The sequence below is a fragment of the Aeromicrobium sp. Sec7.5 genome, assembly GCF_036867135.1.
Taxonomy (GTDB): domain Bacteria; phylum Actinomycetota; class Actinomycetes; order Propionibacteriales; family Nocardioidaceae; genus Aeromicrobium.
On record NZ_JBAJIJ010000001.1, the window covers coordinates 1,650,509 to 1,666,074 of the forward strand.

Genomic DNA, 15,566 nt, shown 5'->3' on the forward strand with positions numbered 1-15,566 from the left:
TGGTACGACGAAGGCCCGCACCTGGTGGTGCGGGCCTTCGTCGTGCCCCAGCCGCCGGGCACCGGTCAACGTCCGTCGTTCGCGGCGATGCGCTGCAGGCGCTCGTTGTACGCCTTGAGCTCAGCGTCGTCGTCACGGTCGGCGGCACGGTCGATGCGGCGCTGCTCGCGCAGGTCGGTGCGGAACCACTGCACCAGCAGAGCGACCATGACGATCAGGAGCGGCACTTCGCCCAGCGCCCAGGCGATCGAGCCGCCGAGGTACTGGTCCTGCACGAGGTCGGTCAGGTACGGACGGTCGAGGTCGCGGTAGTACGACTCTCCCGTCGCGACCGTGGCGGACATCACGGCGATCGAGAAGAACGCGTGGAACGGCAGCGTCACGAGCATGACGCCGAACCGCGCCAGCGGAACCAGGCGCCTCGGCGACGGGTCGACGCCGATGATGACGTAGTAGAAGAGCGTCCCCACGGCGAGGAAGTGCAGCTCCATGCCGACGTGGCCCAGGATGCTGCGCATCAAGGTGTCGAACAGCGGCGTGAAGTACAGGCCGTAGAGGCTGCCGATGAAGAGCATCGGCCCCACGACCGGGTGCGTCAGGAAGGTCGCGACGCGGGAGTGGAGGACGGCCGTCAGCATCCCGCGCGGCGAGACCTCGCCGGACTGCCGCGGCCCGGGCAAGGCCCGCAGTGCCAGCGTGACCGGGGCGCCCAGGACGAGGAAGATCGGCGCGACCATCGAGAGCAGCATGTGGCTGACCATGTGCGCGCTGAAGAGCACGTGCGAGTAGGTGCCGAGACCGCCCATCGTGGCCCAGGCGACGACGAGCATGCCGAGGCCCCACGCGACGGAGCGTCCGACCGGCCAGCGGTCGCCACGACGACGCAGCACGAGGACCCCGGCGACGTACAGGGCCGTCCCGAGGCCGACGACCGCGATCCCGATGCCGCTCGGGTAGAACCCGGTCAGGAACCGCTCCAGGGTGGGGGCCGGGGGCATGGGGCCACCGATCAGGTCCTCGGCCGGGGTCAGCAGGACGTCGCCAGCGGGGGGCGCGGTGCGCGAGAGCGCGACCGCGACGCCGACCGTGCCGACCATGATCAGGATCTCGGTGGCCGCGAGTCGCAGGAACCCGCCGCCGGACGCCAGGATGCGACGACGCTGGTACCAGCCGAGGACCCCCAGGACGACGAACGCCGCGGCCTTGAGCAGGACCATGCGGCCGTACGCGGAGTCGAACAGCTCGCCGAGGGAGGTGGCCCGCACGGAGGCGTTGAGCACACCGGACACCCCGACCACGACGAAGCACCACAGCGCGAGGGTCGAGTAGCGGGCGACGGCCGCCTCGAGGCGTCGACTCCCGCGCCGGGCCACCCAGCCCAGGGCCACGAGCCCACCGACCCAGACCGCGACGCCGGCGACGTGGAGGTAGAGGCTGACCGAGGCGAGGGAGTGCGAGCCCCCGGAGGCCGCGTGCCCCGTGAGCGCGGCCGGAAGCAGGACCGCGAGGGCGAACGCGCTCCAGCCGGCCAGCGCGCGCACCCCGATGGTCCAGCGGAGCACGACGGCCAGGACGAGCGCACCCACCGCCTGCAGGACGATGCTGCGGCCGATGTCGCTGTCGCGGGTCACCGCCGTCAGGACGTTGCGGTCGAGCTGAGAGATCGGCACGGCGAAGAGGTCGGCGGCCGTCACGACGTACAGCAGCACCGAGGCCCAGAACCACGTCCAGGCGGCACGGCGCGCGATGCGGATCCCGTCGACCGCCATGCCCCGGGCGTCACCACTGGGCGACGGCAGGAGCAGCGCGGCCAGCACCAGGAACCCGATGACGGCGATCGCCATGAGATCGGCCAGGAGCGTCACGGCTGGCAGCAGCCAACCCACCCAGGGACCCGGGTCGGGCAGGCCCACGGCCGCCGGTTTCGGGGCCGAGCCCCCCACCACGAGGGTCAGGACGAGAGCCGTGAAGGCGACGGTGGCGCCGACCGCCACCGCGAGGCCGGGTCCGGTCGCGGGCCGCCGGTCCGTCTCGGCGGCGGGTCCGGCGCCCCCGCCCTGCTCGGCCTCGGGCTCGGTCGTGGCCTGGTCAGTCATGGGTCTGCCTGGTCGGTCTGGTTCGTTGGCGCTGGAGCAGCAGCGCCGCGAGGGCGAGCCACGGGAGGGTCACGAGACCGACCCACCACCAGGTGGACGACGTGACCTGCTCGACCGGGCCCGACTCCACGGCGTCGCCCGTGGTGACGTCGAACTCCAACGCCCCCTCGACGGGGTGGCCGTCGGCCGAGATGACGCGGTAGTCGACGCGGTAGGTACCGGCCTGACCGGGGTCGTCGACCTGCTGTACGACGTCGGCTCCGTCGACGGCGCCCTCTCCTTCGGCGACCACCGTGCCGTCGGGCGAGGTCACGGTGACGTACGAGGGCCGGTTCATCTCCTCGTTGAACGTCAGTCGGACCTCGGGGGGCATCGTCTCGAGCTCGGCCCGTGAGGCAGGGTTCGACGACAGGAGGCCGGCGTGCGCGGCGGCCGGCGACGCGGCTCCCAGGAGTGTCGCGCCGACCAGGAGCGGAGTCGCCAGGAGGGCCGAGACCACGAGTCCTGTGGACTGGGCCGACGGGCGTGGGAGGAGGTCGGTCATGGCGCTGCCGAGCGTACCTGCCGGGACCGAGGCACCCGATCCCAGTGCTAGGGTCCGGCGCATGTGGGATCCGGGCCGGGGGCGGCTGCGTCTCGTGCGCGCCGGGGCCGTCGGCCTGGTCGTGGCCGGCGTCGCGTCGGCCTCCCACGTCGCCGGCGGCGGAGCCCACACGTCGTGGCTCGCGGTCGTCCTGGCGTGCCTGGCGGTCACCGCCGTCGCCGCGGCGATCGGCGGGCGCCGCATCAGCACGATGGCGCTCCTGCTTCTCCTCGTGGTCGCGCAGGCCGGCGTCCACGCGCTCACCGGGTACCTCCACGGCCTCTCGCCGTGGCACGACCCCACGATGCTCCTGGCCCACCTGGCCGGCGTCGTCGTCAGCGCCGTGGCCCTCGCCCGGGGCGAGGCCCTGCTGTGGCGGCTGCATGCCTGGCTGCGACCCTCGCTCGTGGGCGGGCCGGCCGGAGCCCCCTCGTGGCCCGCCGGATCGCCGCGGCAGCGGTCGTGCCGCATGTCCTGGTTCCGCTCCTCACCGGGTCCGTCACCCGCCGAGGTCCTCCCGTGTCGTTCGTCTGACACCCCGGACGCACCCCGCGGTGCGTCCGTCGCCGTCGCGCGCCCTGCGTGGCGGCGTCCCGACCGAACGCTGAAGGACCACCTGCATGAACCAGTTCACCCTGCCCACACGCGCCGTCAGGCGGCTCAGGCTCGGCGCCGCCCTCGGCCTGGGCACCACCGTCCTCGCGGCCGGTGCCGCGAGCGCTCACGTGACCGTCACCCCGAGCACGACCGCCTCCGGCGCCTACTCCGTCCTGACGTTCAGCAACGGACACGGCTGCGAGGGCTCGCCCACGACCAAGGTCAGCATCTCGATCCCGGACGGCATCTTCGCGGTGACGCCCACCAGGCACGCCGACTACACGATCGAGAAGGTCATGGAGGCGCTCGACGAGCCCGTCGACGACGGACACGGCGGCCAGTACACCGAGCGGGTCGCGGAGGTCGTCTACACCGCGACCACGCCGTTGCCCGACGGGTACCGCGACGCCTTCGAGCTCCAGCTGAGGCTGCCCGAGGGCGAGGCGGGCGACCAGCTCGCCTTCCCCACGATCCAGACCTGTGAGACCGGCGAGACGGCGTGGATCGACGAGACGGTCGAGAGCGAGCCCGAGCCCGACACGCCGGCCCCGGCGTTCACGCTGACCGCCGCCACAGGTGAGGGCCACGGCGCCGGTCACGACGCCGACGAGCCCGCCCGGGCCGCCGACGAGTCCGAGTCCGGCAGCGGTGCCGGGCCCGTGGGCTGGATCGCCCTGGCGCTGGGTGCGGGCGGCCTCCTGCTCGGCGGCACGGCCTTCGTGAGGAGCGGCGCGAAGTCGTGATCTCCACGACGATCCGACGGGCACGGCTCCTCGCCGTGCCCGTCGGGCTGCTCCTGCTCGCCTCGGGCGTCCTGGCGTCGCCCGCAGCGGCGCACGCCTCCCTCGTGTCCACGACCCCCGCGGACGGCGAGGTCCTGTCCGACGCGCCCGGCGAGATCACCCTGACCTTCACCGAGTCGGTGCGCCTGACCGACGGCATCGAGCTGCTCGCTGGCGACGGCACGCCGGTCGCTGCCGACGTCGGTGCGTCCGACGAGGTCGTCACGATCACCCCCGACGCTCCCCTGGCCGACGGCACCTACGTCGTCGGGTGGCGAGTCATCTCGGCCGACAGCCACCCGATCGCGGGGGGCCTGAGCTTCTCGGTCGGGGCGCCATCGGCCACGACGGTCGAGATCGCGACGACCGAGGCCCCCCGCGACGTGGACCTGCTCCGCAAGACCGCCGAGGCCGTCCGCTACGGCGGCGTCCTCGTGGCCGCCGGGCTCCTCCCGTTCGGACTCCTCGTGGCCGGCTCAGCCGTGCGTGACTCGTCGACGGCACGTCGCCGCGTGCTGCGGACCGGGGGTGTCGCCGCCGGACTGGCCGCGCTCGCGGCCGTCGCGCTGGCCCCCCTGACCACGCTCTGGCAGAACGCGAGCCCCCTCAGCGCCATCGGGGCCGTCCTGATCGAGGGCACGACGTGGCGGACCGAGACCGGAGCGGCAGCACTCCTGCTGGTCTGCGCGCTCGGCGTCGCTGTGCTGACCTTGCGCCGTGCCCCGGCGCTCGCGCTCGCCGCGGCGGCCGTCGCCGTGGGCTCCCTCGCCGTCGTCGGTCACACCCGGACCTTCGGGCCCGTGTCAGTGGTGCTCACGGCCGACGTCCTCCACACGGTCACCGCCGCCCTGTGGGCCGGGGGCATCGTGGGTCTCGTGCTGCTGCTCACGGCCGGACGGGCGGTCCGAGCCGCCCTGGTGCAGCAGGCCGTCCGCCGGTTCTCCGCCCTCGCGCTCGTGTCGTTCGCGGTGCTGACGGTCTCGGGCGGCGTGCTCTGGTGGCGGGTGCCCGCCACGGTGGGCGACCTCCCGGACAGCTCCTACGGCGTGCACCTGATCGTCAAGGTCGTGCTGGTCGGGGGCATCGTGCTGGTCGCCGCCTGGAACCTCCGCCACCTGCGGAGCCACCGCACGATCGACCTCACCGCGCTGCGGCGCACCACCGCCGCCGAGGTGGCGCTCGTCGCCGTCGTCACGGCCGTGACCGCCGGCATGGTGACCCAGGTGCCGCGCATCGCCGAGCCCGTTCCGGCGTCCGCCACCCCCGCGCCGGCTGAGCTCGACCTCGACCTCGGCGACGGGATCACGGCCACGCTCGTCCTGACCCCCGGAGGCGTCGGCACCAACAGCGCCCAGCTGACGGTGGTCGACTCCGCCGGCGGTCCCGTCACGGCGGTCGAGCCGCCACAGGTGTCCGTCGGGATCGAGGAGTTCGACCTCGGCCCGTTCCGGCACGAGCTCGTCGCGGTCTCCCCCGGCTCCTACGAGGGCAGCATCGACCTGCCGATCGCCGGGACGTGGCGCATCGACGTCGGCGTGCGGACCTCGGTCTACGAACGCCCGTCCGACTCCGCCACCCTGGAGGTGACCGAATGACGAGGACCAGCATCCGCGGCTCCGCCGTCGTGACCGTGCTGACCTTCCTCCTGTGGTGCGGGGTGGCGCCGGCCTCGGCCCACGTGCTGCTGGAACAGGCCGTGCCGCTCGGTGACGGCTCCGTCGAGCTCACGATCACGTTCGACCACAGCTGCGACGCGTCCCCCACGGTCGAGCTGTCGGTAGAGGTGCCCGAGGGCGCCGAGATCGTCGGTGGCACGGGTCCGGACGGTTGGACCGCGACACCCGGGGGCTCCCGCGTCGTCTTCACCGGGCCCGGCATCGGCGACGGGGCGAGTCCCCGCTTTACCGTCGTCGCCAGACTCACCGGGTCGGTCGGGCAGACCCTGCTCTTCCCGACGCGGCAGACGTGCGCCGACGGCGACGGGTACGACTGGGCCGACTCCTCGGAGTCCGAGGAGCGTCCCGCACCTCGGCTCATCGCCACCGAGGCCGTCCTGGCCGACGTCGTGTCGCCCGCGGCGGCACCTGCGCCGGCAGCCCTGCCCGACGAAGGGGCGTCCGCGACCCAGCTCGCCATCATGTTCACGGTGCTCGCCGGAGCCGCCTACGTCGTCTCCCGCGCGCTCCTGGCCGGCGGCCGTGCGGGGAGCCGTTAGCGTGGGGGCATGGCTGAGCATCTGACGACACAGTCCGTGATCGAGCTGGACGACGCGTGGGGGGCGCACAACTACCACCCGTTGCCCGTCGCGATCGCCGAGGCGGAGGGTGCGTGGGTCACCGACGTCGAGGGCCGCCGGTACCTGGACTTCCTCTCCGGCTACTCGGCACTGAACTTCGGTCACCGGCACCCCGCCCTGATCGCGGCGGTGCGTGACCAGCTCGACCGGCTCACCCTCACGTCGCGGGCGTTCCACAACGACCGCTTCGGCGCCTTCTGCCGTGACCTCGCCGAGCTGACCGGGACCGAGATGGTCCTCACGATGAACACCGGCGCCGAAGCCGTCGAGTCGGCCATCAAGGTCGCGCGCAAGTGGGCGTACGAGGTCAAGGGCGTCGCCTTCGACTCGGCCGAGATCATCGTGGCCGCCGGGAACTTCCACGGACGCACCACCACGATCGTCTCGTTCTCCGACGATCCCGCGGCGCACGACAACTACGGTCCGTTCACGCCCGGGTTCGTCACCGTGCCGTACGGCGACGCGCAGGCCGTGCGGGACGCGATCGGCCCGAACACCGCGGCCGTCCTGATGGAGCCGATCCAGGGCGAGGCCGGGGTCGTCGTGCCGCCGGAGGGGTTCTGGGCCGACGTCCGCGAGGCGTGCGACGAGAACGACGTGCTGCTCATCGCCGACGAGATCCAGTCGGGCCTGGCCCGCACCGGCACCCTGTTCGCGCTCGACCACGAGGGCGTGCGGGCCGACCTCTACACGCTGGGCAAGGCCCTCGGCGGCGGCATCATCCCGGTCTCGGCCGTGGTCGGGCGTCGTGACGTGCTCGGCGTCCTGAAGCCGGGCCAGCACGGCTCGACCTTCGGCGGGTACCCCGTCGCCGCCGCGGTCGGCCACGCCGTGGTCGACCTGCTGCGCACCGGGGAGTTCCAGGAGCGTTCGACCGAGCTCGGCGCCCACCTGCACGGCCGGCTGAACGACCTGGTCGGCCACGGCGTCGCTGCCGTCCGCGGCCGCGGCCTCTGGGCCGGGGTCGACATCGACCCGGCCGCCAAGACCGGCCGCGAGGTCTCGATGGCGCTGCGCGACCAGGGCGTCCTCTGCAAGGAGACGCACGAGCGCACGCTGCGGATGGCTCCCCCGCTCGTCATCACCCGCGACGAGATCGACCACGCCGTCGACGCCCTCGCTACGGCCCTGCAGGCATAGGGCGGGTCACCCGCCAGAGCTGGTGGTGCCGACAAGCAGCATGGACCATCGGCGGATCGTGCGGTCGGCGGGCGTCCGCGGTGGGACCGAGGATGATGCATCCGGGTAGCCAGGACGACCCCGCTGCATCACCGTGTGTCCTCCAGCGACCGAGGACGATGCATTCGGGACGCGCGAGGTACCGCGATGCATCATCCCCCGTCCGACGTCGGCCGAGGTCAGACCCTTCGGTCGGTGCCGCTTGTCAGGGACCGGCAGGGCCCAGCCGTCAGGCGCGGGCGCGACCCCGCTTGCGCAGCAGGCCGAGCGGGAACGGTTCGGCCGGGAGGCCGGCCTCGATCGCAGCGGCGTAGTGGCCGACGAGCTCCCCGCAGACCGACGACCATCGGCGGTCCTGCACGGCGCGGCGCGCCGCCGTGCCGAACGCGCGGCGCTTCGACTCGTCGCCGGTGAGGTCACGGACGTGGTTGGCCATGGCGGCCAGGTCGCCGGGCGGGTAGAGCCAGCCCGTGCGGCTGTGGTCCACGAGGTCGAGCGGGCCGCCCTTCGCGACTGCTACGACCGGGACGCCCGCAGCGAGGCCCTCCTGCACGACCTGGCAGAAGGTCTCCGTCTCCCCCGGGTGCACCATGACGTCCAGGCTCGCGACGTGCCGCCCGAGCTCGGCCCCGTGCAGCATGCCGGTGAAGTGGGCTCCCGGCAGCGCGGCCGCGAGCTTCGCGCGGTCCGGCCCGTCACCGACGACCACGACCCGGATGCCCGGCACGCCGGCGAGAGCGGCCAGGTCCGTGACCTGCTTCTCGGGCGCCAGGCGGCCGACGAAGCCAACGAGCTTCTCGCCGTTCGGGGCCAGCTCGCGGCGCAGTGCCTCGTCACGGTGGTCGGGCGAGAACCGCGCGGAGTCGACGCCCCGTCGCCAGATGCGGATGCGCTGCACCCCCTGCGCCTCGAGCGCGGCCACCGCGCTCGAGGACGGGGCGAGAGTCAGCGCAGCGCGATCGTGGATGTCGCACACGCGACGCCACAGCAGACGCTCGGCCCACGGCATCCCGTACTCGGCGGCGTACGCCGGGACGTCGGTCTGGTAGATCGCGACGGTCGGCACGTCGAGCTCGCGGGCCGCGAGCGTCGCCCGCCAGCCCAGCACGAACGGCGAGGCCAGGTGGACGACGTCGGGACCGAAGTCCTCGAGCAGGCGCTGCAGGCGCGCCACGCCACCCGTCGCGACGCGCACGTCCGGGTACATCGGAAGCGACCACGACGGGACCGTGACGACCTGGGCGCCGTGCACCTCGGACGGCACCTTCCCCGCGGTGCTGTCCGGCACGATCACGAGGACGTCGTCACCACGACGCTCGAGGTGCTGCAGCACGTGCAGCACCGACGTGACCACTCCGTTGGTCTGCGGGAGGAACGACTCAGCGACGATGGCAATCCTCATGCCACCCACGTTCGAGGCGCCGTCTGACGGGACGGAGACGTCACGATGACGTGTCGGCGAACGGCGGGTGCGCGTGAGGGTGGGCTGCGTCACGTCGCGGGCACGCCGGGATCAGGGACGCGTGTCGTAGTCCTTCTGCTGCGCCGGCAGCGGCTGGCCGAGCAGGTCCAACAACGGCACGAGATCGGCGCCGAAGCTCACGAGCGCCGCGTGCTCGGCGGTCAGGAAGCCGGTCTCGACCATCGAGTCGACCAGCGTGGAGAGGGGCTGCCAGAAGCCGCCCACGTCGTAGAACGCGCTGCGCTTGGCGTGGATGCCGAGCTGGGTCCAGGTCCACTGCTCGGTGATCTCCTCGAGCGTGCCCATGCCGCCGGGCAGCGCCAGGAAGGCGTCGGCCCGCTCGGCCATGATCGCCTTGCGCTCGTGCATCGTCTCGACGACGTGCAGCTCGGTCAGTCCGGCGTGGGCCACCTCGCGCTCGTCGAGCGACCGCGGGATCACGCCCACCACCTCACCGCCGGCGGCCACCGCGGCATCGGCGACGGCGCCCATCAGTCCCACCCGGCCGCCGCCGTAGACCAGCGTGATGCCCCGCTCGGCCAGCGTGCGGCCGACCTCGACGGCTGCCGCCTCGTACGCCGGGTCGGTGCCGAACCGCGAGCCGCAGAACACCGCGACGGACGACAGGCCGGTCATGACTGCTCCCCCGTGAGTCGCGCGGTGAGCTCTCGCGCCGCCGTGGGCGGTCCGGCGGTCGACCAGAGCAGCCCCCCGAGCTCGAGCTGGACGGCACTGCAGCCCGCGCCCGCCACGATCGCCGCACCGGGGAGCCAGTCCCACGCCGGCGTGCTGTGCTGGAACCAGGCCCCGAGGCGACCGGTGGCCACCCCGACCAGGTCCATCGAGCCCGAGCCGAGCATCCGGAGGGTCGCCGCGCCCGACGCCGCGCGCAGGAACGGCTCGCGCACGTGGTCGTGGTCGATGCCGCTGGGGTGCAGGTAGCTCGCGACGCTGAGACCGGACAGCTCAGCGTCCTCGCGGGCGTCGATCGGCTGCCCGTTGGCGGTCGTGGGCAGCTCCGGCCCCCCGACCCAGACCGTGCCGCTCGCGTGGTGCGCGACCGCACCGAGCACCGCGACGTCGTCGACCGTCAAGGCGATCGCCGAGCACCAGTAGTCCGAGCCCGAGGCGAAGTTGTAGGTGCCGTCGACCGGGTCGATGACCCACCGGCGGCCCGACGTGCCCTCGCGGGCGGCGCCCTCCTCGCCGAGCAGCCCGTCGTCGGGCCGTTCGGTCGTGAGCGCCTGCACCACGAGCTCCTCGGCGGCGTGGTCGGCGTCGGTCACGACGTCGGAGACCGAGGTCTTCCTCGCGACCTCGAGGCCGTCGGTCCGCATGTGCGCGGCGAGCCGTGCGGCGTCGGTGACGAGTCGGGCGGCGAGCTGGGCGTCGTCGATCAGGGTCACGGCCAGACCCTAGCCGGTCGGCCCCGACACGCCGTCGGGCCGGGCACGGGTCGCAGGATCGGCGGAGCCCGGCCGACGGCCGGCCGTGATCGCGAAGCCGAACGCCGTGGCCAGGACGTACATGAGGATCGAGTAGACCGCGGCCGGGATCGCCACCTCGGTGCTGTCGAGGACGCTCAGCGCGATCGTCAGCGCGATGGTCGTGTTGTGGATGCCGATCTCCATCGAGGTCGCGACGGCCTGGGCGTGGTCGAGCCGCAGGACCCGGGCGCCGAGGTAGCCGAGGCTCAGGCTGATCAGGCAGAACAGGCCGGCCACGATCCCGACCTGCTGGACGTAGTCGGCGATGTTCTCCCGCTCCCCCAGGATCGCGCCGATCGAGACGGCCACGAGCACAGCGATGGAGAACACCCGGACGGGGCGGTCAGCGCGGGCGGCGAACGCCGCGCTGCGTCGGCGGACCGCCATCCCGATCGCGACCGGGACCAGCACGATCGCCACGACCTGCACGACCTTGCCCAGCTGGAGGCCCAGCTCACCGTCCGCGTCGAAGTAGCTGATCGCGAAGTTCGTGACCAGCGGGATCGTCATGGCCGCGAGCACGGAATTGACCGCCGTCAACGTCACGTTGAGCGCCACGTCGCCGTGGAAGAGGTGGCTGAACAGGTTCGCGGTGGTGCCACCGGGCGAGGCCGCGAGGAGCATCACGCCGACGGCGAGCAACGGGTCGAGGTCGAACGCCGTGACGAGTCCGAACGCGATGACCGGCAGCACCAGGACCTGGATCACGAGCGCCACCACGACCGCACGCGGCGATCGCGCCACCCGCCGGAAGTCGCCCACCGTCAGGCTGAGGCCGAGGCCGAACATGATGATCGCCAGCGCCACCGGCAGCCCGGTCGTGATGAGGGCCGAGTCGTTCATCGAACCACCCTAGGTGAGATGCAGGTCACATCCTTAGTGCAGCACCCGGTAGACCAGGTGCGTCACGTGCTCGGTGGCACGGCAGGAGACCTGCTCGAGCCGGACGCCCGGCACCCCGTCGAACAGGCGCTGACCGCCGCCGAACACCACGGGGGCCACGTGCAGGCGCAGCTCGTCGACCAGACCTGCCGCCAGGCACTGGTTGAGGGTCGTGACCCCACCCGCGATCGAGACACGTCCCCCCTCGCCGGCACGGTCGCCGGCCACGGCCACAGCGCGATGGAAGGCGTCCCTGAGGCCGCTCGTCACGAACGTGAACGTCGTCCCTCCGGCCATCGCCAGCGGCTCCCGCTCGTGGTGGGTCACCACGAACACCGGGGCGCGGTAGGGCGGGTCGTCGCCCCACCAGCCGGTCCAGCCGAGGTCGTGCTCGCCGCGGCCGGGAGTGAACATGTTGCGGCCCATCACGTAGGCATCGGCGCCGACGGCCGACCCGATCTCGGCCGCGTTGGCGTCGACGTCGCCGAACCTCCAGCGCGCGAACATCTCGAAGTCGCAGTCGCCGAAGGGACTCTCGCTGGTCTGGCTCCGGTCGGGACCAGCGGCGTACCCGTCGAGCGAGACCATCACGTTGGCGGTCACGTGCACCATGGTCGACTCCTCGAGCTCGCTGGTGCTCGCAGACTAGCCATGATCAGGCCGGCTCGGCACCCATCCGCATGCGCGACGGGCGCCGTGACGCCCCGAGGCGCTCCGCGACGGGCAGGGCCGCCCGCATGACCCGCAGCACGTTGCCGCCCGCGAGCAGCTCGCAGTCGGCGTCCGACCAGCCGCGCGCCACGAGCTCGGCGAAGAGTGCCGGGTAGCCCGACACGTCCGGTAGGTCGTCCGGGAAGTCCGGCGTGCCGTCGTAGTCGCCACCGATGCCGATGCCCTCGATGCCGACGATCGACCTCGCGTGCTCGAGGTGGTCGGCGACCTGGCTCAGGGTCGTGCGGGGCGGCGGGTCGGCGGCGATGAACTCCTGGCGAGCCCCCTCGCGCGATCCGCGGGTGCCGCCCGCGACGCCCCGGAGTCGAAGATGATCCTCCAGGCGCACCTGCCAGGCGTGGTACTCGGCCGACACGAACTCCGGCACGAAGCTGACCATGCACAGGCCACCGTTGTCCCGCAGTCGGTGCAGCACCTCGTCGGGCACGTTGCGCGGGTGGTCGACCAGGGCGCGACAGCACGAGTGGCTGAAGATGACGGGCGCCTCGGTCACGTCGAGGGCGTCGTTCATGGTCTCGATCGAGACGTGCGACAGGTCGACCAGCATGCCGATCCGGTTCATCTCGGCCACGATCTCCCGGCCGAACCGGGTGAGTCCGTGGGCCGCGGGGACGTCGGTCGCGGAGTCGGCCCACGGGACGTTGCGGTCGTGCGTCAGCGTGAGGTAGCGGACCCCCAGCATGTGGAGGGTCCGGAGCGCACCGAGGGAGTTGCCGATCGAGTGACCACCCTCGGCACCGATCAGGCACGCGATGCGCCCCTCCTCCTGCGCGGCCATCACGTCGTCGGCGGTGACGGCGAGGCGGAAGTCACCGGGGTAGGCGGCGATCATCTGGTGCACGAAGTCGATCTGCTCGAGCGTCGCCACGAGGGCACCGTCGTCGGCCAGGTCGGTCGGGACCCACACGGACCAGAACTGCGCGCCCACGTGTCCGGCGCGCAGCCGACGCAGGTCGGTGTGCGTGAGGTCGGCGGTGTCGTGGAGGTCGAGCGCCTCCAGGTCGTAGTCGGCGACCTCGCGCGCGACCCACGGCAGGTCGTTGTGGCCGTCGATGATCGGCTGCCGCTTCAGGATCGCCGAGGCCCGGGCGAGCTGTTCGGCCTGCGTGGTCGTCATGCGGCTCCTTGGGTGGGCAGCGATGTGGTCGTCCCGGTCGGCCGGACGTGCACGAACGGCGACGTCATGGCGCGGACGAGGGCGCTGTAGTCGAGCTGGAAGGTGATCTCGTCGCCCACCACGATGCCGTGGTCACCGACGTCGAGGACGAGGTGGTCGCTGCTGGCCGCCAGCACGGTCATGCCAGCGGGCGGCGTGGCGCCCTCGGGATCGACGTCCTGTCGCCCGAGGGCGACGATCGCCTGCCGGACACGGCCGGGCCTGCCGCGCTCCGGGGTCCTCCCGAAGGCGTCCTGGCCGACGGCTCCCCAGGACTGGCCCGGCTTGGTCTGCACCTCGATGACCTCGGCCACCAGCGTGAACGCATCGGTACGCAGGCCGGCGACGACCTGGCGGTGGAGCGGCTCGGTGCCAAGCAGGATGGACTCCCCCAGCCGGAGCTCGTCGACCCGACCGACGTCACCGGAGCCGAAGGCCCAGTCGAGGTTGGCGGAGTTGCCCCCCGTCACGATCGTCATCGGGTGACCCACGCGCGCCTCGACGAGGTCGACCAGGGCCGAGAGCTGGTCCATCTTGTCCTGGTCGGGGACGATGCCGCTGCGGCACGCGAGATTGGTGCCGAGTCCGGCCAGACGCAACCCCGCCAGGCCCGCCACCGTGGCGGCGAGGCCGACGACCTCGTCGACGGCCACGCCCTCGCGCAGGTCGCCGAGCTCGACCATCAGCACGACGTCGTGCGACACCTGCTCGCGGAGGGCGGCGGCCGACAGCGCCGCGAGCACGACGGTCTCGGTGTTGAGGCTCATGTCGCTGCTGCGGACGACGCGGTCGACCTGGCTCAGCATCGGCGACCTGATCAGGGTCAGCGGCGTGAGGCGGTCGCCCGCGCGGAGGCGCTCGAGGTTCTCGACGCGGGAGTCACCGATCGCCGTCGCCCCGCCCCGCACCATGGCGGCGGCGACCTCGCTCGACCCCAGTGACGCCTTGGACACGCCCGTGACCCGAATGCCCCGCGGTGCGAGCCGGTCCACGAGGACCCGTGTGTTCTGGGCGACCAGGTCGAGGTCGACGTCGAGCCGGGGCGCCGTCACCGAGCGACCGGGGCGAGGCGAGCCTCGAGCTCCGGGAATGCCAGCAGCACCATGTCGACCAGGCGGTCGAGGGGACGCGTCAGGGGGTCGGTCGCCGGGAGGCCGAGCTCGAGCTCGAGCGTCACGATGGCATCGCTGATCTCGTCGTCGGTCATGCGCTCGTGGTTGACCGTGATGCCGATGACCTTCGTGTCGGCGAAGGCCTCGATCAGCGCGACCTCGCTCGCGGCGGTCGGCATCGCGACCATCGGGAAGTCACCCAGGACCTCCCGCTTCGGCGCGTGCTGCACGATGACGGCCTGCGGCCGGCTGCCGCGCAGGATGTGGCCGGAGGTCAGGTAGGCCGGGTGGCTGAGCGCGCCCTGCCCCTCGACCACGATGACGTCCGGGTCCTCGTTCTCGAAGGCGAGCACGACCTGGTTCTCGACCTCGCCCGAGATGAACTGCGGCACGAGTGCGTCGAGAGCGGCGCCGTACTTGCCGCCCTGGATCAAGGTCGTCTGCCCCGTGCCGACCATGACGGCCCTGATCCCCACCGAGTTGAGCGCCTGGACCAGCAGCGTGGAGGTCGTGCGCTTGCCGATCGCGCCGTCAGTGCCGAGCACCGCGATCCGCGGGCAGGTGACGTCGAAGATCCGACCGGAGAACAGGTGGAGGTCCTTGGTCTCCTTCGGACGCCGGATGTCGGTGATCGTCACGTTCGCCAGCAGGCTCGCCGCCACGAACTCGGCGTCCTCGTTGAGGAACTCGTGCAGCCCGTTGATGACGTGCATGCCGCGGGAGATGCCGTCGAGCAGCACCAGGCGCTGGGCCGTCGACAGCAGGCCGTCGGCCGGCGCGACGCCGCAGATCAGGTAGTCCGGGACGAACCCGGCTGCCGCGACGGCGTCGTCCAGGCTCGCCAGCACCGGGATGCCGTTCGGCGTGCCGTCGAGGAACTCGCCCGCGTCCGCACCGGCCTGACGGCTGTCGATGACGCTGAGGATCTGGTACTTCTCGGAGTGGCGCACGAGCCCGTTGGCCGTCTTGCCGTCCTGCTCACCGAATTGGCCCTCGCAGTACGTGATGGCGGTGCTGCCGGTGGGCAGCGACGCCGCGACGCCGGGCACGGCCCGCAGGCGCGCGCCGAGGTCGGAACGGGGAACGGGGGGAATCATGGGTCTCCTCGGGAGGTCCTTCAGAGGAGGCGTCCCAAAAAGAGAGAAAGGCCAGCGGGCCGGACGGTCGACGTAAGAGTCTTCCCTGAGTGCGGCGAGATGCCG

The 15,566-nt window shown here is 72.5% G+C and carries 14 protein-coding genes; 4 read left to right on the top strand and 10 right to left on the bottom strand.

Annotation, left to right across the window (positions count from 1 at the left end; translation table 11 throughout):
- Positions 1–65: 65 nt before the first annotated feature.
- A complete protein-coding gene (locus V6S66_RS08250; protein ID WP_334206265.1) occupies positions 66–2,096 on the bottom strand; it encodes a cytochrome c oxidase assembly protein in 2,031 nt (676 codons plus the stop codon).
- Complete coding sequence (locus V6S66_RS08255; RefSeq protein WP_334206266.1) at positions 2,089–2,640, bottom strand: copper resistance CopC family protein; 552 nt, start codon at positions 2,638–2,640, stop codon at positions 2,089–2,091. The genes V6S66_RS08250 and V6S66_RS08255 overlap by 8 nt, the downstream gene beginning before the upstream one ends.
- A 659-nt stretch (positions 2,641–3,299) precedes the next feature.
- Here V6S66_RS08255 and V6S66_RS08260 point away from each other — a divergent pair.
- The 4 genes from V6S66_RS08260 to rocD are packed head-to-tail and all read left to right on the top strand — an operon-like array spanning position 3,300 to position 7,494.
- On the top strand, positions 3,300–4,019 hold the full coding sequence (locus tag V6S66_RS08260; protein ID WP_334206267.1) for a YcnI family copper-binding membrane protein: 720 nt from the start codon (positions 3,300–3,302) through the stop codon (positions 4,017–4,019).
- Positions 4,016–5,653 (top strand): copper resistance CopC/CopD family protein, encoded by a 1,638-nt coding sequence (locus V6S66_RS08265; RefSeq protein ID WP_334206268.1) that lies wholly within the window; start codon positions 4,016–4,018, stop codon positions 5,651–5,653. Before V6S66_RS08260 ends, V6S66_RS08265 begins: the two co-directional genes overlap by 4 nt.
- Positions 5,650–6,273 carry a DUF1775 domain-containing protein gene (locus V6S66_RS08270; protein ID WP_334206269.1) on the top strand — a complete coding sequence of 208 codons (624 nt, stop codon included), beginning with the start codon at positions 5,650–5,652 and terminating at the stop codon, positions 6,271–6,273. Before V6S66_RS08265 ends, V6S66_RS08270 begins: the two co-directional genes overlap by 4 nt.
- A gap of 9 nt (positions 6,274–6,282) precedes the next feature.
- On the top strand, positions 6,283–7,494 hold the full coding sequence (gene rocD / locus V6S66_RS08275; protein ID WP_334206270.1) for an ornithine--oxo-acid transaminase: 1,212 nt from the start codon (positions 6,283–6,285) through the stop codon (positions 7,492–7,494).
- 268 nt (positions 7,495–7,762) lie between these two features.
- Here the strand turns inward: rocD and V6S66_RS08280 are convergent, their stop codons facing one another.
- From V6S66_RS08280 to V6S66_RS08315, 8 genes are all read right to left on the bottom strand, one after another.
- Entirely contained in the window at positions 7,763–8,935 is a 1,173-nt protein-coding gene (locus tag V6S66_RS08280) for a glycosyltransferase family 4 protein (RefSeq protein WP_334206271.1), read from the bottom strand.
- A gap of 111 nt (positions 8,936–9,046) precedes the next feature.
- Positions 9,047–9,631, bottom strand: coding sequence for a TIGR00730 family Rossman fold protein (locus V6S66_RS08285; protein ID WP_334206272.1), 585 nt, complete (start codon positions 9,629–9,631; stop codon positions 9,047–9,049).
- Positions 9,628–10,401, bottom strand: a complete 774-nt coding sequence (locus tag V6S66_RS08290) for an inositol monophosphatase family protein (protein WP_334206273.1) — start codon at positions 10,399–10,401, stop codon at positions 9,628–9,630. Before V6S66_RS08290 ends, V6S66_RS08285 begins: the two co-directional genes overlap by 4 nt.
- 9 nt (positions 10,402–10,410) lie before the next feature.
- A complete protein-coding gene (locus tag V6S66_RS08295) occupies positions 10,411–11,325 on the bottom strand; it encodes a bile acid:sodium symporter family protein (protein ID WP_334206274.1) in 915 nt (304 codons plus the stop codon).
- Between the two features lie 33 nt (positions 11,326–11,358).
- Positions 11,359–11,976 (bottom strand): dihydrofolate reductase family protein, encoded by a 618-nt coding sequence (locus V6S66_RS08300; protein ID WP_334206275.1) that lies wholly within the window; start codon positions 11,974–11,976, stop codon positions 11,359–11,361.
- A gap of 43 nt (positions 11,977–12,019) precedes the next feature.
- Complete coding sequence (locus tag V6S66_RS08305; RefSeq protein WP_334206276.1) at positions 12,020–13,213, bottom strand: dipeptidase; 1,194 nt, start codon at positions 13,211–13,213, stop codon at positions 12,020–12,022.
- Entirely contained in the window at positions 13,210–14,304 is a 1,095-nt protein-coding gene (locus V6S66_RS08310; protein WP_334206277.1) for an alanine/ornithine racemase family PLP-dependent enzyme, read from the bottom strand. The genes V6S66_RS08305 and V6S66_RS08310 overlap by 4 nt, the downstream gene beginning before the upstream one ends.
- Positions 14,301–15,461: a DUF1611 domain-containing protein gene (locus tag V6S66_RS08315; protein WP_334206278.1), complete on the bottom strand. Its 1,161-nt coding sequence runs from the start codon at positions 15,459–15,461 to the stop codon at positions 14,301–14,303. The genes V6S66_RS08310 and V6S66_RS08315 overlap by 4 nt, the downstream gene beginning before the upstream one ends.
- Positions 15,462–15,566: the final 105 nt, after the last annotated feature.